Source organism: Rhodoferax potami (assembly GCF_032193765.1).
Classification (GTDB): domain Bacteria; phylum Pseudomonadota; class Gammaproteobacteria; order Burkholderiales; family Burkholderiaceae_C; genus Allorhodoferax; species Allorhodoferax potami.
This window is the reverse complement of record NZ_JAVBIJ010000001.1, coordinates 602,021-624,888: the sequence shown is the minus strand read 5'-3', so window position 1 is coordinate 624,888 and position 22,868 is coordinate 602,021. Positions and strand designations below refer to the sequence as shown.

Here is a 22,868-nt window from a genome sequence, read left to right as displayed (position 1 = left end):
TCACAAAACGTGCGCCTATAGCTATCAAAACAATAGCATTCAGGAGAAACCGCATGACCGAATGGACCCGCATTTGCACCCTTGAAGACATCCCCGTGCTGGGCTCCCGCCGCGTGGAACGCAGCACCGGACTCGATGTCGCCGTCTTCCGCAACAGCCAGGACGAAGTGTTTGCCCTGCTGGACCGTTGCCCGCACAAGGGCGGCCCGCTCTCGCAAGGCATTGTGTTCGGCACCAGCGTGGCCTGCCCGCTGCACAACTGGACCATCGGCCTGTGCGACGGCCAGGCCAGCGCGCCTGATGAAGGCTGCACACCCAAATTCAGCGTGAAGCTGGAAGAGGGCGTGGTGTACCTCAATGCAGCCGAGCTTCAGAATCACGGCACCGATTTGGTGCGCCCCATGGCGGGGCCGAAACCACGCCCCACCACCGCAGCTTGACGCACCATGGATTTGGTCAAGGAAACCAAAAGCACCTGCCCCTACTGCGGTGTGGGCTGTGGCGTCATCATCCAGAGTTCGGGCAATCAGATCACCGGCGTCAAGGGCGATCCGCAGCACCCGGCCAACTTCGGGCGGCTGTGCTCCAAGGGCAGCACGCTGCACTTGACCGCCACCGCCGAAGTCACGCTGCAAACCCGCTTGCTGCAGCCCCTGCAGCGCCTGCAACGGGGTGCCACGCCGGAGCCAGTGACGTGGGACAGCGCCCTGCACACCGCCACCACCAAGTTTGCCCAAGTGATCCGCGACCACGGGCCGGACGCTGTGGGCTTTTACGTGAGCGGCCAGTTGCTCACCGAGGACTACTACGTCTTCAACAAGCTGGCCAAGGGCCTGATCGGCACCAACAACATCGACACCAACTCCCGCCTGTGCATGAGCAGCGCGGTGGCTGGCTACAAAAAAACACTGGGCGCCGACTCGCCACCTGCCAGTTACGAAGACCTAGGCCTTGCCAGCACGCTGTTCATCGCCGGCTCGAATGTGGCCTATGCCCACCCCATCCTCTTCCGCCGCATTGAAGACGCCAAGGCCGCCAACCCCGAGCTGAAAATCGTGGTGCTCGATGTGCGCCGCACCGACACCGCCGAGTCCGCAGACCTGTTCCTGCAAATCCAACCCGGCACCGACGTGATGCTGTTCAACGGCATGCTGCATCTCATGCTGTGGGAAGGCTGGACGGACGCAGCCTATATTGCCGCCCACACCGAAGGCTTTGATGCGCTCAAGGCGCTGGTGCGTGACTGCACGCCTGACGCGGTGGCCGCCGTCTGCGGCATCCGTAAGGCAGAGCTGATGGAGGCTACGCGCCTGTTTGCGCAGTCCAGCGCCACCCTCAGCCTGTATTGCATGGGGCTGAACCAGTCCAGCGCCGGCACCGCTAAAAACACCGCCCTCATCAACCTGCACCTGGCCACCGGCCAGATCGGCAAGCCGGGCGCCGGGCCGTTCAGCCTGACCGGCCAGCCCAACGCCATGGGCGGGCGCGAGGTAGGTGGCTTGGCCAACCTGCTCTCCGCCCACCGCGACCTAGCCAACCCCACCCACCGCGCCGAAGTGGCCGCACTCTGGGGTGTGGCCAACGTGCCCGAGAAGCCCGGCAAAACCGCGATCGAAATGTTCCAAGCAGCTGCCGATGGCGAAATCAAAGCCCTGTGGATTGCCTGCACGAACCCGGCCCAAAGCCTGCCCGACCAAGCCACCGTGCGCCGCGCCTTGGAGCGCGCCGAATTCGTGGTGCTGCAAGAAGCCTTTGCCACCACGGCCACTGCCCGCTACGCCGACCTGCTGCTGCCCGCCACCACCTGGGGCGAGAAAGAGGGCACGGTCACCAACAGCGAACGCCGCATCTCCAGAGTACGCACCGCAGTCGCGGCACCCGGCCCGCAAGACAAGGGCCCGCGCCACGACTGGGCGATTGCCGTGGACTTTGCGCAGCGCTTGGAATCTGCATTGGGCCGCACACCTGCCTTGCCTACGCTATTCCCTTACCCCACGCCCGAGTCGGTCTGGAACGAGCACCGCGAAAGCACACGCGGCCGCGACCTGGACATCACCGGCATGAGCTATTCGCAACTGGAAGCAAGCCCGCTGCAATGGCCCATGCCCGAAGGCGCCACCAGTGGCAAAGTGCGCTTGTATGAAGACGGCATATTTCCCACCCCCAATGGCCGCGCCCGCTTTGTAGCCGCGCCCTACACCCCGGTGGCAGAGCAACGCGAAGCCCGCTACCCCTTCGCCCTGACCACCGGCCGCCTGCGTGACCAGTGGCACGGCATGAGCCGCACCGGCACCCTGGGCCGCTTGTTCGGCCACGTGCGCGAGCCTGCCTTGCACATGCACCCGCAAGACATGGCGCGGCGGTTGATCACCGAGGGCGACCTGGTGCACATCACCAGCAAGCGCGGCTCCATCCTCGCGCCGGTGCAGGCCAGCACCGAAGTGGGCTTGAGCCAGGTGTTTCTGCCCATGCACTGGGGCGACGAATTTTTGAGCGGCCAGAGCAACACCGGCGAGCGCTTGGGCGGCGTGAACGCACTGACCAGCCCCGTGTTTTGCCCCGACTCCAAACAACCCGAACTCAAACACGCTGCTGTCAAGGTGCTCAAAGCCGACATGCCCTGGGGCGTGACAGCTCTGGCCTGGTTGCCCGCCGACAAGGTGCTGGCCCGCCGCACCGAGCTGCAGGCCTTGATGGCGCGCTTTGAGTTCGCCAGCTGCGCGCTCTTCGGCAACGATGCCGCTTTGGGCCAAGCTGGGCGCACCGGCGTCATGTTCCGCGCGGCAGGCAGTGCCCCGCCGGATGAGGCGCTGCTGGCGCAGATCGAAGCCCTTTTGGACCTGCAAGGGCCAGACGCCGTGCGCTATGCCGACCCCAAGCGCGGCCAGCGCCGTGTGGTGCGGCTGCAGCGCAGCACAGTGAATGCCACGTTGGAAGGCTTTTTGCTCAGCGGCGACACCCAAGCCCGCGATTGGATGGCCGCCCTGCTGCGCGAAGAGCAACCTGCCCAGAACTACGGCCGCGCCCTGCTGGCCGGCGGCGCCCAACCACCTCTGCCGGTTCTCAGCAAAGGCAAAACTGTTTGCACCTGCTTGCAAGTGAGCGACATCGCCATCACCGACACACTGTCGCGCTGCACCGGCAACGACGCCGAGCGCCTGGGCCAACTGCAAAAGACGCTGCAATGCGGCACCAACTGCGGTTCCTGCATTCCGCAGTTGCAGCGCATGGTCAAGACGACGCCGATGGCGGCAGTGCCGGCCGGGGCATAAGGACATAGCCGAAAGTTATCAGGCTTCACCGACAATCGCGGCATGGCTATTGGCAACTACATCAAAGAAATCGGTCGCGGCAAAGACGGCGCACGTGCGCTCAACCGCACGCAGGCGGCCGACCTGCTGGGCCAAGTGCTGGACGGCACCGTCACCGACCTCGAAGTGGGCGCCTTTTGCCTGGCCATGCGCATCAAAGGCGAAACCGCGGAAGAAATGGCCGGTTTTCTGGACGCCGTGCGCAGCCGCATGGCCCTGCTGCCCGCCAGCGATGTGCCGGTCGTCGTTATCCCCAGCTACAACGGTGCGCGCAAGCTGCCCTTACTAACCCCGCTTTTGGCCCTGCTGCTGGCGCGCGAGGGCCTCCCGGTGCTGATCCACGGCACCGCCACCGAGGACAAGCGGGTTTTTGTGTCTGAAGTGCTCGCAGCGCTCGGAATACATGCGCAAGCAGATACCAAAAGAATAGCAACCGGCAGCGTGGCGTTTGTGCCTACCGGCACCCTACTGCCCGGCCTACAGCGCCTGCTGGATGTGCGCCGCGTGGTGAACCTGCGCAACCCGGCGCACAGCCTGGTCAAGCTCATGAACCCGGTGGACGGCCCCGCCCTGCTGGTGAGCAGCTACACCCACCCCGAATACGCAGTGTCTATGGCGGATACGTTTGCCCTGGTGCAAGCCAACGCCCTGCTGATCCGCGGCACTGAGGGCGAAGCGGTGGCCGACGCCCGCCGCACCCCCAAGATGCAAGCCTTCTTGGCCGGCAAGGCGACGGACCTGCGGGCCTACCAAGCCGGCTCGTTGACAACGCTGCCGGAGCTGCCCACCGCGATCGATGCAGCCAGCACCGCGACCTACATACAATCGGTATTGAACGGAGAGAGCCCGGTTCCTGCCCCGATTGCAGAGCAAGTGGCGCACATCTTGCAGTTGCACCAAGCACTATGACAAACACCCTGAACACGCCGGCCGCAGGCCATGTCACGCTAGTGGGCGCCGGCCCCGGCGACCCGGAGTTGCTCACCCTCAAGGCCTTGAAAGCCATCCAGCAAGCCACCGTACTGCTGGTGGATGACTTGGTGAACGACGCCATAGTGGCCCACGCCAACCCGGCGGCCCGCATCGTTCATGTGGGCAAGCGCGGCGGCTGCAAGTCGACCCCCCAGTCATTCATTGAACGCCTGATGATCACCGCAGCCCTTGAGGGCGAAAACGTGGTGCGACTCAAGGGCGGCGACCCCTTCATCTTCGGCCGTGGCGGCGAAGAGGTGGAACACCTCGAAGAAGCCGGCATCCGTGTATCGGTGGTCAATGGGGTGACCGCCGGACTGGCGGCTGTGACCTCCCTCAACGTGCCGCTAACCCACCGCGAACATGCCCACGGCGTGGTGTTTGTGACCGGCCACGCCAAACCCGGGGACAGCGGCACCGACTGGCCCGCACTGGCCACAGCCTCCCGCCAGGCCAAACTGACGCTGGTGATCTACATGGGCGTGAGCGGCGCAGCTGATATCCAGGCCGGACTGCTACTAGGCTTGGCATCCAGCACACCGGTAGCCGTCATTCAAAACGCCAGCCTGCCGCACCAGCGCCACGCGGTCTGCACATTGGGCGAGCTGCAGGACACCATCGTTCGCGAACATTTGGCCAGCCCGAGCGTGATCGTGGTGGGCGATGTGATGAGCGGCTTGTTGGCTGCTGCGCAAGCCGACACTACTACCGGCGCCTCTGCCGGCGCCCAACGCGCCCACTGAAACCGGCACGCAACTTGCGGCGTTGTGGGCACACTCACCACGCACAAGTTGCCCATGTCGCACCCCGCAACCACGCTTGCTCCTGCCGTTGCCCCCGCCCCGGGTGCCAATGCGCCATTGTCAGACCTCAACCTGGCAGCCCGCCAGCGCATGCTGTCACAGCGGGTCATCATGCAAGCCTTATTGGCGTCGCACGGCGACACCACCCAACTGCAGGCCGCCCAGAAAACATTTCAGCTGTTTTGCGACAGCGAGGCCAAACTACTTGCCACCCTCACCCACTACGAGCCGCTCAGTGCCCGCCAGTTGCGCGCGGTGTACGAAGGGCCGCAAGGCATTGGAGTGACGATAGAAACCTTCATCGACCGGATGCGCCGCACCCTCGAAACCATCAGCCGCAAGGGCGATGCCCGCACCCTCTTGGCCGACATGGTGGCCGACAACGACACGGTGCTGAATGCGCTCAACAAAGCCACCAGCACCTTTGACTCGATAGCCCAAGCCCAATCGGACAACCTGTTCAAAGAGCTCAGCGGGATCGTGTCGGACATCCACACCATTGCCCGGGAAGCCAAGATCGTGAGTTTCAATGCCCAAGTCATTGCAGCGCGTGCCGGCGACAAAGGGCGTGAGTTTGCGGTGGTGGCCAATGTGCTTTCGGGCATCAGCACCGAGGTCGACAGACTGACCCAAAAGGCCATCCATCTGGCGGATCGCAAGTCACAGCACGCCTAGCGCGAAGGTCGTATCTCCGGCCCCCCATAGACCCTTGCCGTCGCCTACACTGCGCGCCTATGCATAGTTTTGACGTGGTGATCGTGGGTGCCGGGGCTGCCGGTTTGTTTTGCGCCGGTGTGGCGGGTCAGCTCGGGCTGAAGGTGCTGGTGCTCGACCACAGCGAGAAAGTCGCCGAGAAAATTCGCATCTCGGGGGGTGGGCGCAGCAACTTCACGAACATGGACGTGAGTGCGGCCAACTTCATCAGCGAGAACCCGCGCTTCGCCAAATCCGCCCTTTCGCGCTACACCCCCGCAGACTTTGTGGCGCTTGTTAAAAAACACGGCATCGCCTTCCACGAGAAACACAAGGGCCAGCTCTTTTGCGACCGCTCTGCCGAAGACCTGATTGCCATGCTGCTGGCCGAGTGCGCCGCAGGTGGTGTAGAGCGCTGGCAACCCTGCAGCGTCAAAAACATACGCTTTTCGGCCTCTAGCCCTCATGGAAAATGCGCAAGCAGCTATGAAATTGATAGTGACCGCGGCACCATCCACTGCGCAGCGCTGGTAATTGCCACCGGCGGCTTGTCGATCCCCAAGATCGGCGCGACCGATTTCGGCTACCGGGTCGCCAAACAGTTCAACCTGCCGCTGATCACCCCGCGCCCGGCGCTGGTCCCGCTCACTTTCGACGAAACCTCGTGGGCCCCGTTCGCCGAGTTGTCAGGCTTGTCGCTGCCAGTCGATATTGCAACCGGCAGCAAGAAAAGCAGCATGTCGTTCCGCGAAGATTTGCTCTTCACCCACCGCGGCCTTTCCGGCCCCGGGGTGCTGCAAATCTCCAGTTACTGGGCCGAGGGCACGCCTATTCGCCTCAACCTGGCGCCCACTGTGGACTTGGCACAACACCTCTCGCAGGCTAAAAGCAGCTCGCGCAAACGGGTGGCCAATGAGCTGGCAGGCCTGGTGCCCAGCCGCCTTGCCGATACCTGGGTGAACCAGGGCCCGACCTGGGGGCATGATTGGCAACGCCCCGTGAATGAAGCCAGCGACAAGGCCTTGAACGCACTGGCCGAGCGCCTTTCTCGCTGGGAACTCACGCCCACCGGCACCGAGGGCTATCGCAAAGCCGAGGTCACCGCGGGCGGTGTAGACACCAAAGTCTTGTCCAGCCAGACTCTGGAGAGCCAACAACCGGGCCTGTTTTTCATCGGTGAAGTGACCGATCTCACCGGCTGGTTAGGCGGATACAACTTCCAATGGGCCTGGGCTAGCGGCTTTGCGTGTGCGCATGGCTTGGCAGCCCGCCTGAAGGCGCTATAATCGCAGGCTCTTCTGGCAGAACCCCCATCGGCCAATACTAGTTAAGCAATAACAGATGGGGACATTTCGCTGATTCAGACGTGCAGGGCCCGATCTTCCCTCATGCCAACGAACAGCATATTTTGGAATTCATTACGTAATGACAACGATCCGTGTAAAAGAAAACGAGCCCTTTGACGTAGCACTGCGTCGCTTCAAGCGCACCATCGAAAAATTGGGTTTGCTGACAGACCTGCGCGCCCGCGAGTTCTACGAGAAGCCCACTGCCGAGCGCAAGCGCAAGAAGGCAGCTGCAGTAAAGCGTAACTACAAGCGCATCCGCAGCATGCAACTCCCTAAGAAGATGTATTAATCTTCGCGGCTTGGTCGCTCTCACGAGCTACGCAGCCCACAAAAGCTCGCCCGGGGACGCTCAGGCGGGCTTTTTTTCATTTTGAATTCCCCCCTTTTGTTTCACTCTCAGGAAGCACCGCTATGTCCCTCAAAGACCAGATCACCGAAGACATGAAAACCGCCATGCGCGCCAAAGACAGCGAGCGCCTGGGCACTATCCGCCTGCTGCTGGCCGCCTTGAAACAAAAGGAAGTCGATGAGCGCGTGGAGCTGGACGACGCCATGGTGGTCGCCATCGTCGACAAACTGATCAAGCAACGCAAGGACTCGATTGAGGCCTTCGTGAAAGCGGAACGCCAAGAGCTGGCTGACAAAGAAGCGGCTGAAATGAAAGTGTTGCAAACCTATTTGCCACAGCGCATGAGCGCGGACGAGGTGCTGGCGGAAGTCAAGGCCATCGTGGCAGAACTGGGTGCCTCCGGCCCCGGCGACATGGGCAAGGTCATGGGTGCAGTCAAAACCAAATTGGCCGGCAAGGCCGAAATGGGCACCGTGTCCGCAGCCGTCAAGGCCGCACTGGCGGGCTAAGGCTTCACTTTGACAGTGGCCGTGACCGGCCCTGTCAACACTTGCTGGGGATTCAGGTTGTCGACGAAGTCCAGCTTGAGGGTGTAATCCCCGGCGGGCGGGGCCAACCATGCTTCGGTTTGTCCCTCCGCAAAGTCCATTTCAGCCACCGCGCCCGTCTTGCTGGTGACGGTGAGCTTGAAATGGCCCGTGTCTTTTTCCTGCTGTGCGGCATGGCCGACATTCAAGCCGGAAGCATGGAACTGCACCCGGAATGGCGGCTTTTGCTCCCCCTCAGACAGCATCAATGCCAACCCGGGCTTGACCAAAGATTTGGGGTCTACGGCGTTTTTCTTGGTGATCGTGACCTTCAGCGGCTTGCTGTACACGAAATGGGGTAGATGCTTGTCATCGGCCAACAGCATCCGCAAGGTGTAGGTTCCCGGGGCCAGCGTGAGCACGGTTTCCATTTGGCCTTTGCCAAAGTGGATGTACTGCTCGTTAAAGGGGAGCGCCGCCTTGAAATCCAGTGGCAAATCACGATTCACCAGCAAATGGTGGTGGCCGCTTTTGCCCCCCATGGGCTTGGAGATAGGCGCCAGACCCCAGCCACCGGACAAGCCGAACTTCAAGACATAAGGGGTTTCAATCCGGTCCCCGGACTTGAGGTTGGTGAAATACGCTTCTGCGTTGCCGGCAGGCATGGGCGCTTGCCACGGGTGCAAGGTGCGGGTGGTATTTGCTGGAGTTTGAGACCATGCCAGTTGCCCGGCAAATAGCGCCAGGGCCCCTACTCCGACTGCAAATCGCCGCATAAATACCCTTTCAGCTACCTGCCACTTTCATGCGATTCAGCAGCACAGAGCCCACAGTTTTGGCTCCGTAGTTGTAGGCGTCGGCGCCGACTGCCTCAATGCCTTTGAGCATGTCTTTCATATTGCCGGCGATGGTGATTTCATGGACCGGATAGGCAATGCGCCCGTTCTCGACCCAAAAACCGCTGGCGCCACGGCTGTAATCGCCCGTGACGTAGTTCACGCCTTGCCCCATCAACTCCGTGACAAACAGGCCGGTACCGAGCTTTTGCAGCATGGCATCGAGGTCATCGCCCGCCTTGGTCAAGCGGGAGGTAAAGGTCAAATTATGGGAGCCACCGGAGTTGCCAGTGGTGCGCATTCCCAGTTTGCGGGCGGAGTAGCTGCTTAAAAAGTAGCCCTGCACCCGGCCAGCTTCCACCACTTTACGGGGCTGCACACGCACACCCTCGTCGTCGAATGGGGAGCTGCCCTTGCCGCGCAACACAAACGGGTCTTCCTGAATGTCGATGTGCTTGGGCAGCACTTGCTTGCCCAACGAGTCGAGCAGAAAGGTACTCTTGCGGTAAAGGGCTCCACCACTGACAGCTTGGACAAAAGCGCCCAACAAACCGGCTGCCAACGGCGATTCAAACAGCACAGGGCACTCTACGGTGGCGATCTTGCGGGCCTTCAAGCGGCTCAATGCGCGCTCTGCCGCATAGCGACCCACCGCTTGGGGCGATGCCAATTCGTCCGCTGAGCGCATGGAGCTGAACCATGCGTCGCGCTGCATATCCTTGCCTTTGCCGGCAATCGGCGAGACCGAATACGAATGGCGGGAAGAAGCATAGCCACCCCGGAATCCGCGGGTGTGTGCACTGAAGAAATGCGACTGCTGCGCAGATACCGCCGCGCCTTCGCTATTGGTAATGCGCTTGCTCACACCCAGTGCGGCGGCTTCGCATTCCAGCGCGAGGGCAGCAGCCTGCTCACTGGTCACGGCCCATGGGAAAAACAAATCCAACTCGCGTTCGCGCTCGGAGACCGGCACGATATCGTCCGCATCGGGCAGGCTGGCAAACGGGTCTTCTGCCGTAAAACGGGCGATGTCATAGGCGGCACGCACCGTCTGCTCAATCGCCGCATCCGAAAAATCAGAGGTGCTGGCGTTACCCCGGCGGTTGCCGAGGTAGACCGTGACGCCCAAGGACTTATCCCGGTTGCGCTCCACATTTTCGAGTTCGCCATTGCGAACGGAAACGCTCAGGCCACAACCTTCCGACACCTCGGCCCCGGCATCGCTGGCACCCAGTTTTTTGGCGTGGGCCAACGCAGCATCCACGCGGGTTTCGAAAAAAGCGCGGGTGTAGGCGAAACCGCTGTCAGCGGGTTTTACGGAGGGTGTGGAGGGCTGGGGACGGGCGGAGGTGGGTTTCTTCATGGCGACGGATATGATACTTGGCTATGTCACGCAAACTAAAAAAGGGCTATTACGTCCGGGGCTTGTTCGTTGCCGAAGGCAGCGCACTCGATCTGGAGTACAAGCGCGAACTCAAGGGCACGGATGAACCGACCCGCACCGACCTCAAAAAAGAAAGCGACGCATTGCAAAAGCTGGGTGAAGACCTGCTGAACATGCGCGCCGAATTGATGATCAAACTAGAACTGCCCGACCGGTTGGTGGAAGGCGTGGCGGAAGCCAAACGCATCACCAACTTTGAGGGCAAACGCCGCCAGATGCAGTTCATCGGCAAGCTGATGCGCAAACTCGACCCGGCCAAATGGGACCAGATCCGCGCAGCGCTCGAAGAACAGCACATGCCGTCGGTCCAAGAAACCATGGTGCTCCACCAGGCCGAACAATGGCGCGACCGGCTGATTGCCGATGACGATGCCGTCGGCCAGTGGCTCAATCTGAGCCCAGACACCGACAGCCAGCAATTGCGGGCTCTGGTCCGCCAGGCTCGCAAAGACGCCAAACCCGAAAAACCCGGCGAAGCGATCCGCCACGGCCGCTCGTACCGCGAAATTTTTCAACTCGTGCGTGAGTCCCTGCTGGCCCACCAGGAAGCATCGAAGCAAGATGCGGCTGCCAAGGATGACGAAGGAGATGAGGATTGAACGGTCGCGCGATGGATGAGGTGCGCATCGGCTTGGTATCTATCAGCGACAGGGCCTCTGCTGGCGTCTATGAGGACAAGGGCATACCGGCGCTGCAAGACTGGATCAGCCGCGCGGTGCAGAACCCGGTGGTGTTTGAAACCCGCTTGATTGCCGACGACCAAAGCACGATCGAGGACACCTTGATCGCACTGGTGGACGCGCGCTGCGCCCTGGTGCTGACCACCGGCGGCACTGGCCCTGCACTGCGGGACGTTACGCCGGAAGCCACACTGGCAGTCGCACACAAGCAGATGCCGGGCTTTGGCGAGCAAATGCGCGCTATCAGCCTGAACTTTGTGCCCACGGCGATTTTGTCGCGCCAGGTCGCCGTCATCCGCGACCAGACACTCATCATCAACCTGCCCGGCCAACCCAAGGCGATTGCAGAAACCCTGGAAGGCGTGAAGGACGCCGAGGGCAAGCAAGTGGTACCCGGCATCTTTGCTGCCGTACCTTACTGCGTGGACTTGATCGGTGGCCCGTACATCGACACCGTAGATACCGTCTGCAAGGCCTTCCGCCCCAAAAGCGCCATCCGCCCGACGCAGGACTTAGGAAGCTCTTCGTTTCGGTAAGCGCCACCTATTCGGCGCGCGTGTCTTAACCCAAAAACACCGCAGGTCTGGCTCCGCCAGCCTGCTGGTGTTGCCCCCTGCAAGGGGGAGGCGGCAAAGCCGCTCGGGGGTGTTCCTTATTTCCCGATGAGCTCGTTGATTTTCGCGGCCTCAAAGCACTCTTTGCGGGCCGCGTCTTTGGGCACGCAGTCGCTGTCTGCCAGGCGCGCTGACAGTTGCTCGACGGCTTTCCACAACATCGCTATCTGGTGGTCTTGGCCAGAGGCGCTGTCCACCAGGCCGCGCAGAGCCTGGCTCACCGGGTCGTCGTCCTGGGTGATGCCATAGGCGGTGAACTTGCGGTCTTGGGTGGTCACATCCGCACTCATACCCTCTTTGCTGGGGATGATGCGCGCCGGAATGCCCACCGCTGTCGCCCCTGCCGGCACCGGTTTGATGACGACGGCGTTGCTGCCGATTTTGGCGCCGTCACCCACTTCAAAACCACCCAGCACTTTGGCACCGGCACTCACCACCACGTCTTTGCCCAGTGTGGGGTGGCGCTTGGCGCCCTTGTACAGGCTGGTGCCGCCCAAGGTCACGCCCTGATAAATCGTGCAACCGTCGCCGATCTCGGCCGTCTCCCCCACCACCGCGCCCATGGCGTGGTCAAAAAAGACGCGCTCACCCAGCTTGGCCCCGGGGTGAATTTCAATCCCGGTCAGAAAGCGGGCAATGTGGGAAGTAAAGCGCCCCAGCCACTTCAGGCCGTGGGTCCAGAACCAATGCGCAAGACGGTGCAACACCACCGCGTGCAGGCCGGGATAACAGGTGATGACCTCCCAGGTACTGCGGGCAGCGGGGTCACGGTCAAGGATGCACTGGATGTCGGATCGGATGCGGGCAAACATAGCGGCAGTCTATCCCTTCAAGACCGGCTTGCCGTCTATCGCCACCAAATCCGCACTGCGGGCAGGCAATTGCGGGTTTTGCTGCAGGATGGCCTTGGCAATGCCCCGCAGGATGTGGATTTCCTCTTGCGTGACCTGCGCCCGGTTGAACAGGGCATTGAGCCGGGGCATCAGTTTTTTGGGCGCCGCAGGATCGAGAAACCCCAGCTGCACGAGCGACTGCTCCAGATGCGTCAGCATGCCCGTTACCTGCGCTGCATCGGCCAGGTGTGACGGAGCGAAAGGAGACTGAACTCCAAAACCACCCAAGGCCAAGCGCCACTCATAGGCAATGACCTGCAGGGCCGCGCCGATATTGAGGGAGCCGAAGGACGGATTACTGGGAATGGACAGGCAGACGTGGCAGCGGTAGACGTCTTCATTGCGCATGCCGAAGCGCTCGGAGCCGAACAAAAAGCCGATGCCTTGTTGCCCCTGCACTGCAGGTTCAGATGCCAAATCATTGCCCGGCGCCGATGGCGTCTGCGCGAGCAGCTCTTTTTTTGATAGCGCTTCAAAGTGCTCTCGTGGCGTAGTGGTGGGCGGCCCGAAGTCCCGCGGGGTCATGGCCGTGGCGCACAAATGGGTGATGCCATCCAGCGCCTCGTCCAGAGTGTCAACGATGCGGCACTTGTCCAGCACATCCAAGGCGCCGCTGGCGCGCTGAATGGTTTCTTCCCGGCGCAACACATTGGGCCAGCGGGGCGCGACCAACACGAGATCGTCGAAACCCATCGTTTTGATGGCGCGGGCAGCGGCGCCCACATTGCCCGCGTGGCTGGTATTAATGAGGATAAATCGGGTGTGCATGCAGACTGAATGAGGCCAAATTGCTGCAACCGCACAAAGATAGGGTGCGCAACCAAAGCCGAACCGTTAAAATGCACCTATTGTCGCCGCCTGCATCGCCAAGCGGTCCTTCCAGTTCTTCCCCCACAATTTATGACGCTCAATCTGCACCCCATGGCCAACGTGGCCATCAAGGCCGCCCGCACCGCCGGTTCCATCATCAACCGCGCTGCGCTGGACATCGAATCCGTTCGCGTGTCACAGAAAAAAGCCAACGACTTTGTCACTGAAGTGGACAAGGCTGCAGAGCAAGCGATCATAGAAACCCTGCTGACGGCCTACCCCGGCCACGGCATCCTCGCCGAAGAATCGGGCAGCGAATTCGGCGCCCGCGACTCTGAATACGTCTGGATCATCGATCCGCTGGACGGCACCACCAACTTCATCCACGGCCTGCCGGTGTACTGCGTGAGCATTGCTCTGGCGGTGCGCGGCAAGGTCGAGCAAGCCGTGGTGTACGACCCCACCCGCAACGACCTGTTTACCGCCACCAAGGGCCGTGGCGCTTACCTGAACGACCGCCGCATCCGCGTCTCCAAGCGCACCCAGCTCAAAGAGTCGCTGATTTCCACCGGCTTCCCCTTCCGCCAGGGTGACAACTTCAACCAATACCTGCAAATGATGGGCGATGTGATGCAACGCACCGCTGGCCTGCGCCGCCCCGGCGCTGCTGCGCTCGATTTGGCCTATGTGGCCGCCGGCTATACCGAAGGCTTCTTTGAGCTCGGCCTGCAACCTTGGGATGTGGCAGCTGGCTCTTTGCTGGTTACCGAAGCCGGTGGACTGGTAGGCAACTTCACCGGTGAAGCTGATTTCCTGGAGCAGCACGAGTGCCTGGCCGGCAACCCGCGCGTCTACGGTCAGTTGGTCAGCCTTTTGGGCAAGTACAGCAAGTTCGCCCCTGCCGGCGAAAAAGCGGCGCTACGTCAGGCTGCCATCGAAGCCGACAACCCGGTCGCCCCTGAGCCAGCAGCACCCGCTGCAAGCGGCGAAGACGCCCCCTTTTAATTGAAGCGAAACTCGGCCACCGGCACCGGTCGGCCGAACAGATAACCCTGGAACAAGGTGCAGCCCTGATCTAGCAGGAACTGGCGCTGCCCCTCGGTTTCCACCCCCTCGGCCACCACATCAAAGCCGAGGCTTCGCCCCAAGGCGAGCACCGTGCGGGCAATGGCCGCATCGTTGTGGTCGGTGAGCACATCCCGCACAAATGACTGGTCGATTTTGAGCTGCTGCAAGGGCAGCATTTTCAAATACGACAGCGATGAATAGCCGGTTCCAAAATCATCCAGCGCAAAGCGCACGCCCAGACTCCTGAGGGCGGCCATTTTCATGATGGCATCCTGGGTGTCGGTGAGCAGCAGGCTCTCCGTCAGCTCGAGCTTGAGTAGTTTGGGGTCGGCTCCGGTTTGCTGGAGCGCACCCTGCACTTGAGACACAAACTCATCTTGGCGGAACTGACGGGCGCTCACATTCACCGCAACGGTCAGGTGGGCACTCAGAGGGTCTGAAGCCCATTGCGCCAGCTGCGCACACGCCGTCTGCAACACCCACACACCCACCGGAATGATCAAGCCGGTCTGCTCTGCCAGCGGCACAAACTCCAATGGCGACACCAGACCGCGCCCCGGATGGAGCCAGCGCAACAGCGCCTCAGCACCCACCACAGCTCTGTTTGCATCCACCACGGGCTGGTAATACAACATCAACTCACCGCGCTTCAGCCCGAGGCGGAGGTCCGACTCCAGCTCGGCGCGCTGGGCCACCATCAACTGCATGGCCGGATCGAAAAACCGCAGCGTATTACGACCCGCCGCTTTGGCCTCGTACATTGCCAAGTCGGCTTGCTTGAGCAGCTCATCCACCGACTGGCGCTGCCCATGAATCAGCACAATGCCCACACTGGGGGTGCTGTGGTGCGGGCCGCCGGGCAGGTCATACGGGGCATTCAACTGGAGCAGGATTTTTTGCCCCACCGCTTCGGCTTGGAGGCCAGCCTGGGCTGCGGTGCCATCGAGGTCCTGCAACAGAACAATGAACTCATCCCCACCCAGGCGGGCCACTGTGTCGGATTCACGGACGCAGGCTTGCAGGCGTCTGGCAACCAGGGTGAGCAGCCGGTCGCCGACATCGTGCCCCCGGGTGTCATTGAGGTCTTTGAAGTTGTCCAAGTCAATGAACAGCAATGCTCCGTGCAGGCGCCCGCGGGCGCAGGCCGCCACTGCGTACTGCAAGTGGTCTTGCAGCAACCTGCGGTTCGGCAGATCAGTGAGCACATCGTAAAAAGCGAGCCGCTCAATCTTGGCTTCGTCCGCCTTGCGCTCGGTAATGCTCCGTCCGATGCCCCGGTAGCCCTTGAACACGCCATGCGAGTCAAAAATGGGAGCGCCGCTGACAGAGATCCAAAACACGACGCCGTCCGCATCGTGGTCACACAGCTCCAGCTCATAGAAAGGCAACCTTGCATCCAGCAGGGCGCGATGGGCTTGCCAATCAGCGTCTGTCATGTTGATCGCACCGGCATCCCATCGGGTCAGCCCGATATTCCGCTCCCCTGTTTTGGTCTTGCCGGCCTGTAAGGCGCCGTCAAAACGAATGAAGCGGTGGTCAGCATCCTGCTCCCAGTACCAATCGGAGGAGAGCTCCGTCAGCGCTCGGAACCGGGCCTCGCTCTCCTGAAGCACCGCCAACGAGGCCTTGTGCTCAGTCACATCGGTCAGAGAGCCATACGCATTAAAGCGGCCCGTGGGCTCCAGAAAAACAATCGCTTTGCCGAACAGGCTGCGCACCGTGCCATCCCGCCGGCGGATACGGAACTCCTGGGCCCAAGTGGTCGCGTCCGATGCCGCGGCGTTCATGGACTTCAGCGTTTGGATGATGTCATCGCTATGCACCAATCGGAACACGCTGGCGGGGTTGGCACGCGCCTCCTCCGGAGTCACGCCAAAAATGTCACTGCACGCATCGCTCACAAACACAAAGCGACCACTGTCGCGGGTGAACATCTCGAACTGAAAGACCATCTCTGGCAAACGGCTGGTCAAGCGCTGAATCACATCCAAACGCTGCTGCAGCACCTGCTCGGCCAATGCCTCTTCGGTGAAGTCCTGGACGACACCGAAATCCACATAGCTTCCATCCTGACGGTGGTAACGGTGCATGCGGCTGCGCCACCAGCGCACATCGCCGTCGCGGCAAGTCCACCGGAACTCTGCCAACCGGCCATCCATGGCCTCACGCGCTGCGAGGTAGCTCGCCCGGTCATCTTTGTGCAGGCCAGTTTCCCAAACATCAGGGCCTATCTTTTCAGTCCATGGGATCCGTGCCATCTGAAACAGGCCCCGGGACCACCGCGGTATGGAATGGCCCTGGGGCACGATCCAATGGCCCGCTTGGGCCAGTTTTTCGGTTTCTTCGTACAACTCCACCTGTCCGCGCAAGTCGTCATTGGCCTCCTGCAAGGCATGCTCGCCCTCGACCACGGCCTCTTGGGCCACTCGCTGCGCGGTGATGTCGATCAAATACGCCAGCAAGAACGACTCGCCCGCAATCTGCATGACCGAGCCACGCCACTCCAGCAACATGTTTTCGCCGCGGGCGTTGGTGAAGTTGATTTCCACGCCCGAGAGGGAGGGGTCTTGCTCCAGCTCCGCCAGCGCGCGGTTTCTGGACTCGATATCCGGCCAGAACCCCAAGCTCAGTGAAGTACTTGAGGTCGCTTGCTCCCACGAGTAGCCCGTCAACCGCTGCCATTGGATATTGACATCCACAAACCGGCCATCTTCCACACTTTGCAAAGAAATGGCGGCCGGGCTGTGCAAAAAAAGCGCCTGCAACATATCGAACTGGCGGCGGTTCACCCGCTCCAGCGACGCATTGGCCGTGCGCAAGCCGTCCAGCTCAGTCAGGGGGACCGCATCACCGGAGGCGGCGTTTTCAGACATTACAAGGGCCTTAGTTGCAGTTGCTCAACAGGCACTGGCCGGCCGAAAAAGTAACCCTGAAACGCGTGGCACCCGGCCGCGAGCAAAAAGTCGCGCTGCCCCGCTGTTTCGACGCCCTCCGCCACCACCCCGAGGTCCATGCTTTTGGCAAGGCTCAAAATCGTGCGCGCGATGGCGGCATCGTTCGGGTCGGTCAACACATCGCGCACGAACGACTGATCGATTTTTAGTTGATCCAAGGGGAGCCGTTTCAAATACGCCAGGGACGAATAGCCCGTGCCAAAGTCATCAAGTGAAAAGCTCACCCCGATCGACCGGAGTTCGCTCATCTTCAAAACCGCTTCTTCAAAATCAGTCAAGAGCAGGCTTTCAGTGAGTTCAAGCTTCAGGCGGTAGGGATTTGCCCCGCTGGTCCGCAACAAATCGAGAATATGGGTCGAGAAATCGGGATGCCGGAACTGTCTGGCGCTCACGTTCACCGCCACGCTCAGGCGCTGCGTGTGCGGATCCGCACTCCACGCCACCAGCTGGGCACAGGCTGCCTCCAGCACCCATTGCCCCAAGGGGAGTATGAGCCCTGTCTGCTCTGCCAGCGGAATAAATTCACCCGGAGACACCATGCCTTTAGCGGGGTGCATCCACCGCACCAGGGCTTCTACGCCGGTAATGGCCCCATTCGCGGTCACCACCGGTTGGTAGTACAGCACCAACTGCTCTTCCTGCAAGGCCTTGCGCAGGTCGACTTCCATCTCTGCACGGGCAGAGGCTGCTAACTGCATAGCCGGATCGAAAAACCGCACGGTGTTGCGGCCTGCATTTTTGGCCTGGTACATGGCCAAATCAGCCCGCTTGAGCAGCTCCTCAATACCTTCTGCGTGCCCGCAAAACATGGCAACTCCAATGCTGGGCGAGCTGTGCATGTTGTGGTTGCCCAGCGCAAACTGTTTGTTCAGGGTGTGCAGCACTTTCTTGGCGACGGCTTCTGCCTCAGTGGCCGCCATCGCGGCATCGGCGTGCAGTTCTTCCAACATGACCACGAACTCGTCGCCGCCCAGGCGGGCCACGGTATCGACACTGCGCACACACTCTTGCAAACGCTGGGCCACTTGCTTGAGCAACAAATCGCCCATGTGGTGGCCAAGGGTGTCGTTGAGTACCTTGAAATTGTCGAGGTCGATAAACAGCAAGCCCCCGTGCTGGCCGCTGCGGTGGCTCGACGACAAGGCCAGCCCGAGCCGGTCCAAGAGCATCCGCCGGTTCGGCAGGCCTGTGAGCGCATCAAAAAAAGCGAGGCGCTCGATTTCAGACTCCGCGGCTTTTCTCGATGAGATGTCCCGCCCTGTGCCGCGATAGCCGCAAAACCGGCCCTGACTGTCAAAAACAGGGGCTCCGCTGATCGATATCCACATCAGCTGCCCGTTTGACAACTCCCGTTGCATCTCGAAATCTTGAAAAGTCTGGCGGGCTTCGAGCGCCTTCATATGGGCCCGCCATTGAGAAGGGCTGACCCCTTGCGCCCCGGAATCCCAGCGGGTATGACCGATGGACGACTGCGGCGCCAAACGGTCCGTATTGGCGCCATTTCCATCAATGCGGGTGAAGCGCAACTCGGCGTCCTGCTCCCAGTACCAGTCTGAAGACAAGCTGGAAAGGCTACGAAACCGCTCTTCGCTCTCCTGGAGCTTTTCGAGGGCCAGCTTTTGCGAAGTGATGTCGGTGATAGACCCGGTGAACAGCACAGCGCCGTCCGCCAGCTTTTCTGGAATCGAGGTCCCCAACAACCAGCGCAGCGGCGCGCCGGGCACCTGCGCCCTGAACTCGCATTGCCAAGGCTGCATGGTCTGTGTCGCATGCAGGGTGGTATTGATGACCTGATTCACATCCTGTGGGTGGATGCGCGACATCAAGCGCCGGGAATCTGCACGGGCTTGCTCTGCTGTGACACCGAAGAATTGCCGGACCGCATCGCTGACGAACGGAAAGCTGAACCGCCCGTTCGGCAAACGCTGGAACTCAAACAACATGCCGGGCGCGCGACTGGTGATTTTGTGAATGAAATCGAACTGTTTCTGGAGGCTGTCGCGCGCTTCGCGCTCATGCGTGAACTCTTGAACCACCCCGAAGTCAGCCAACACCCGTCCGTCCACCACTTGGCGGTGCATGCGGGAACGCGCCCACAGCGTCCGCCCTCCGGGGCCCGAAGAGCGGAACTCCACCACTTCGCCGTCCATCCGATGGCGCGCTTGGTGCAACGCGGGCAGATCCTCCGGAAACACCCGCCCCCACAACATATCCATGGTGACAACCGCCTCTTGCTCCAAGCCCGCAATCTGGGCCAAACCGGGGGAGAGGTAGACGGTCTTGTCTCCGGGGTAGTTCACCCAATGCCCCACTTGCGCCACTGACTCGGTGAGCTCATGCAGCTTGACCTGCCGGTTCATCGCCGTGTTGGCATGGGCCAGCGCCAGTTCACCCGACCTTAGCGCCTCATGGGCCAACAGGTCAGCGGTGACATCGCGCAGGTAAATCAGGATGTACGCCTCACCCGCTTCCATCAGCATGGTCGCATTCAGGCGCACTACGCGTGGGGAGCCGTCCTTCATGACCAGGGACACGTCGACGTCCATCACTCGGCCACCGGGCTTCAGATCACCAAAGATCGATGTGCGCTGCTCAGGGTGCAGCCAATGGCCCAAGGCCAGCGCGGTGCGCCCCACCACCTCCTCGCGGCGATACCCGGTCATGGACTCCCATTCGCGGTTCACCTGGACGATGGCACCATCGCGGACCCGTGTCAGCGCAATGGCCTCCGGGCTGGACTCGAAGATGATGTGAAACACACCCGCCCCCACACCGGCTGGCGGTGGATGGTCGGCAGCAGCCGAAGCATCGGGATCAAACGATGAAGATTCCGGAGGAGGTTGCACTGTAGGCGGTATCTTTGATGTGTGACCTCCTTATGATAGGGCCTGAAGCGGGCTTGCGCCAAGTGCAGCACGCCCTCGCCTGACTACCTTCTCCCCCTACTGTGACACGTCCCCCAGCCTCCGCTCCACTCGACCAGCACACCCCCATGATGCAGCAGTATCTGGGGCTCAAAGCCGACCATCCCGACACCCTGCTCTTCTACCGCATGGGTGACTTTTATGAGATGTTCTATGACGATGCCGAAAAGGCGGCCCGGATTCTGGACATCACCGTCACCACCCGTGGTCAGTCCGCCGGGCAACCGGTAGTCATGGCCGGTGTGCCATTCCACTCGATGGAAGGGTATCTGGCCAAACTGATCCGCCACGGCGAGTCGGTAGCCATTTGCGAGCAAACCGGCGAAGTGGGGGCCACCAAAGGCCCGGTGGAGCGCAAGGTCGTGCGCGTGGTCACGCCCGGCACGCTCACCGACGCCGAGCTGCTGTCCGAAAAAACAGAATCCATGCTGATGGCCGTACACCAAGGCCCGCGCAACCGCTGCGGCCTGGCATGGCTGTCCGTCACCCAGGGCGTGGTGTTTCTCGCCGAATGCACGCCTGACGAAGTGCCCGACTGGGTGAGCCGCATCGCCCCCAGCGAACTTGCTTACAGCGCGGGCTGCACCACCACCTTTGAAGACCGAATCAAACGCCTGCGCCACGGCACAGCCGTCTATTTGACTGCCCGCCCCGAATGGCAGTTCGACAGTGCCTTGGGTCAGCGCAAACTGCTGGACGCGCTGCAAGCCGCCAGCCTTAGCAGTTGGAACGCCCAAGAGCTGGCCTTGGCCCATGCTGCAGCGGGCGCTCTGATCGGCTATGCCGAACACACCCAAGGCCGCACGCTGACCCACATCCACAGCGTGCAGGTGCAGCGCGACGACGCGCTCATCGACCTGCCCGCCACCACCCGCCGCAACCTGGAACTGGTGCAGACCCTGCGCGGCGAGGACAGCCCCACCCTCTTTAGCTTGCTCGACACCTGCATGACCGGCATGGGCAGCCGCCTGCTCAAACGCTGGCTGCTGGAGCCTTTGCGCGACCGAACCGAGGCGCAGCACCGCCTGCTGGCCATTGGCACGCTGCGCCACAACATGTGGCAAACCCTGCGTGGTCAGCTCAAAGGGTGTGCTGATGTGGAACGCATCACTGCCCGCATTGCCCTGCGCCAAGTGCGCCCACGCGAGCTGGTGGCGCTGGTGCAAACGCTACAAAAAACAGAGCTTCTCGCGCACAACCTGCGGTCGCTAGAGGGCTATTTGGCACATATTTGCAGCCACCTGCAGCCACCTGCTGAGGCCATTGCCCTGCTGGGGCGCGCTATTGCCCCCGAACCTGCAGCGCTGGTGCGCGACGGTGGCGTGATTGCCGACGGCTTTGACGCCGAGCTGGACGAACTGCGTGCCATCCAAACCAACTGCGATGACTTTTTGCTGGACCTCGAAGTCCGCGAGAAATCCCGCACCGGCATTGCCAACCTGCGGGTGCAGTTCAACAAGGTGCACGGCTTCTACATCGAAGTCACCACCGGCCAGGTGGACAAAGTGCCCGAGGACTACCGCCGCCGCCAGACCCTGAAAAACGCCGAGCGCTTCATCACCCCCGAGCTCAAAGCCTTTGAAGACAAAGCCCTGAGCGCCCAGGAGCGCGCGCTGGCCCGCGAGAAATGGTTGTTTGAACAGGTGCTGGACCAGTTGCAGGCACACATCGCCGCGCTCACGGCCGTAGCCCAGTCGCTCGCCGCGCTGGACACCTTGTGCGCGCTGACCGAGCGCTCGCTCACGCTGGACTGGAATGCCCCGCAATTTGTGGCCGAGCCCTGCATCGACATTACCCAAGGCCGGCACCCCGTGGTGCAGGCGCGCTTGGCCGAGTTGAGCAGTGGCAACTTCATTGCCAATGACACCCGACTGGGTGTGAAGCAGCGCATGCAGATCATCACCGGGCCCAACATGGGCGGTAAATCCACTTACATGCGCCAGGTCGCCCTGATTGTGCTGCTGGCCAGCATCGGCAGCTACGTGCCTGCGCAGGCATGCCGATTGGGGCCGATTGACGCCATCCACACCCGCATCGGCGCGGCGGACGACTTGGCCAACGCCCAGTCCACCTTCATGCTCGAGATGACCGAGGCCGCGCAGATCCTGCACAGCGCTACACCCCATAGCCTGGTGCTGATGGACGAAATCGGCCGCGGCACCAGCACTTTTGACGGCCTAGCCTTGGCCTCGGCAATAGCCACCCAGCTTCACGACAAAACGCAGGCGTTCACCCTGTTTGCCACCCACTACTTCGAGCTCACCGAGTTCCCCGCCACCCACCACGCGGCGCTGAATGTGCATGTGAGCGCTGCCGAAGCGGGCCGCGACATTGTGTTCCTGCACGCCATTGAGCCCGGCCCGGCCAGCAAAAGCTACGGCGTGCAAGTGGCCCGCCTGGCCGGCATGCCCGCCGCCGTGCTCAACCACGCCCGCCATACTTTGGACGCGCTGGAAGCCCAGGCCAGCGAATCCCAAACCCAAGTAGACCTTTTCGCCGCGCCACCCGCTACAGAAGTAGTAGCGACTAGCGCACTGGAATCGGCGCTTTCGGCCATCAATCCTGATGCACTGAGCCCCAGGGAAGCGATGGACGCGCTGTATCAGCTAAAAGCTCTAGCGAGCAAAAACTAATAACAAGC

The 22,868-nt window shown here is 61.6% G+C and carries 18 protein-coding genes; 12 read left to right on the top strand and 6 right to left on the bottom strand.

The genetic code is table 11. The annotated features are described in order from the left end of the window. The first annotated feature begins 53 nt into the window (after nucleotides 1-53). The 8 genes from nirD to RAE21_RS02995 all read left to right on the top strand — a co-directional run bounded on the left by nirD (nucleotide 54) and on the right by RAE21_RS02995 (nucleotide 7,986). Entirely contained in the window at nucleotides 54-440 is a 387-nt protein-coding gene (gene nirD, locus RAE21_RS03030) for a nitrite reductase small subunit NirD (protein ID WP_313880084.1), read from the top strand. A gap of 6 nt (nucleotides 441-446) precedes the next feature. After that, on the top strand, nucleotides 447-3,272 hold the full coding sequence (locus tag RAE21_RS03025) for a nitrate reductase (protein WP_313880083.1): 2,826 nt from the start codon (nucleotides 447-449) through the stop codon (nucleotides 3,270-3,272). 42 nt (nucleotides 3,273-3,314) lie between these two features. Further along, nucleotides 3,315-4,220 carry a DNA-binding protein YbiB gene (ybiB, locus tag RAE21_RS03020; RefSeq protein ID WP_313880082.1) on the top strand — a complete coding sequence of 302 codons (906 nt, stop codon included), beginning with the start codon at nucleotides 3,315-3,317 and terminating at the stop codon, nucleotides 4,218-4,220. After that, entirely contained in the window at nucleotides 4,217-5,026 is an 810-nt protein-coding gene (cobA, locus tag RAE21_RS03015; RefSeq protein ID WP_313880081.1) for a uroporphyrinogen-III C-methyltransferase, read from the top strand. Before ybiB ends, cobA begins: the two co-directional genes overlap by 4 nt. Nucleotides 5,027-5,080: 54 nt before the next feature. Continuing rightward, on the top strand, nucleotides 5,081-5,761 hold the full coding sequence (locus RAE21_RS03010) for a methyl-accepting chemotaxis protein (RefSeq protein WP_313880080.1): 681 nt from the start codon (nucleotides 5,081-5,083) through the stop codon (nucleotides 5,759-5,761). A gap of 59 nt (nucleotides 5,762-5,820) precedes the next feature. Next, the gene (locus RAE21_RS03005; protein ID WP_313880079.1) at nucleotides 5,821-7,065 is read left to right on the top strand and encodes a BaiN/RdsA family NAD(P)/FAD-dependent oxidoreductase; all 1,245 of its coding nucleotides are present in this window, start codon (nucleotides 5,821-5,823) and stop codon (nucleotides 7,063-7,065) included. Nucleotides 7,066-7,204: 139 nt separating this feature from the next. After that, nucleotides 7,205-7,417: a 30S ribosomal protein S21 gene (rpsU, locus tag RAE21_RS03000; RefSeq protein WP_094477962.1), complete on the top strand. Its 213-nt coding sequence runs from the start codon at nucleotides 7,205-7,207 to the stop codon at nucleotides 7,415-7,417. A gap of 122 nt (nucleotides 7,418-7,539) precedes the next feature. Then, nucleotides 7,540-7,986: a GatB/YqeY domain-containing protein gene (locus RAE21_RS02995; RefSeq protein WP_313880078.1), complete on the top strand. Its 447-nt coding sequence runs from the start codon at nucleotides 7,540-7,542 to the stop codon at nucleotides 7,984-7,986. Here RAE21_RS02995 and RAE21_RS02990 read toward each other — a convergent pair. Next, the gene (locus RAE21_RS02990) at nucleotides 7,983-8,780 is read right to left on the bottom strand and encodes a DUF4399 domain-containing protein (protein ID WP_313880077.1); all 798 of its coding nucleotides are present in this window, start codon (nucleotides 8,778-8,780) and stop codon (nucleotides 7,983-7,985) included. The genes RAE21_RS02995 and RAE21_RS02990 overlap by 4 nt on opposite strands. Before the next feature lie 10 nt (nucleotides 8,781-8,790). Continuing rightward, entirely contained in the window at nucleotides 8,791-10,203 is a 1,413-nt protein-coding gene (gene pmbA / locus RAE21_RS02985; protein WP_313880076.1) for a metalloprotease PmbA, read from the bottom strand. A 23-nt stretch (nucleotides 10,204-10,226) separates the two neighbouring features. Between pmbA and yjgA the strand changes: the two genes are divergently transcribed. Both yjgA and mog read left to right on the top strand, forming a co-directional pair. After that, the gene (gene yjgA / locus RAE21_RS02980) at nucleotides 10,227-10,883 is read left to right on the top strand and encodes a ribosome biogenesis factor YjgA (RefSeq protein WP_313873616.1); all 657 of its coding nucleotides are present in this window, start codon (nucleotides 10,227-10,229) and stop codon (nucleotides 10,881-10,883) included. Nucleotides 10,884-10,894: 11 nt separating this feature from the next. Beyond that, nucleotides 10,895-11,500: a molybdopterin adenylyltransferase gene (gene mog, locus RAE21_RS02975; RefSeq protein ID WP_313882641.1), complete on the top strand. Its 606-nt coding sequence runs from the start codon at nucleotides 10,895-10,897 to the stop codon at nucleotides 11,498-11,500. Between the two features lie 116 nt (nucleotides 11,501-11,616). Here the strand turns inward: mog and cysE are convergent, their stop codons facing one another. Both cysE and RAE21_RS02965 read right to left on the bottom strand, forming a co-directional pair. Beyond that, nucleotides 11,617-12,390, bottom strand: coding sequence for a serine O-acetyltransferase (gene cysE / locus RAE21_RS02970; RefSeq protein WP_313873617.1), 774 nt, complete (start codon nucleotides 12,388-12,390; stop codon nucleotides 11,617-11,619). Between the two features lie 9 nt (nucleotides 12,391-12,399). Beyond that, on the bottom strand, nucleotides 12,400-13,239 hold the full coding sequence (locus tag RAE21_RS02965) for an RNA methyltransferase (protein ID WP_313880075.1): 840 nt from the start codon (nucleotides 13,237-13,239) through the stop codon (nucleotides 12,400-12,402). A 132-nt stretch (nucleotides 13,240-13,371) separates the two neighbouring features. Here RAE21_RS02965 and RAE21_RS02960 point away from each other — a divergent pair, with 132 nt between their 5' ends. Next, complete coding sequence (locus RAE21_RS02960; RefSeq protein ID WP_313880074.1) at nucleotides 13,372-14,286, top strand: inositol monophosphatase family protein; 915 nt, start codon at nucleotides 13,372-13,374, stop codon at nucleotides 14,284-14,286. Here the strand turns inward: RAE21_RS02960 and RAE21_RS02955 are convergent. After that, nucleotides 14,283-17,222 (bottom strand): sensor domain-containing protein, encoded by a 2,940-nt coding sequence (locus tag RAE21_RS02955; RefSeq protein WP_313880073.1) that lies wholly within the window; start codon nucleotides 17,220-17,222, stop codon nucleotides 14,283-14,285. The genes RAE21_RS02960 and RAE21_RS02955 overlap by 4 nt on opposite strands. Continuing rightward, a complete protein-coding gene (locus RAE21_RS02950) occupies nucleotides 17,222-20,149 on the bottom strand; it encodes a sensor domain-containing protein (protein ID WP_313880072.1) in 2,928 nt (975 codons plus the stop codon). Before RAE21_RS02950 ends, RAE21_RS02955 begins: the two co-directional genes overlap by 1 nt. Nucleotides 20,150-20,295: 146 nt before the next feature. On the opposite strand from RAE21_RS02950, the gene mutS reads away from it, so the two are divergent. Next, nucleotides 20,296-22,860, top strand: coding sequence for a DNA mismatch repair protein MutS (mutS, locus tag RAE21_RS02945; RefSeq protein WP_313880071.1), 2,565 nt, complete (start codon nucleotides 20,296-20,298; stop codon nucleotides 22,858-22,860). The last annotated feature ends 8 nt before the right edge of the window (nucleotides 22,861-22,868 follow it).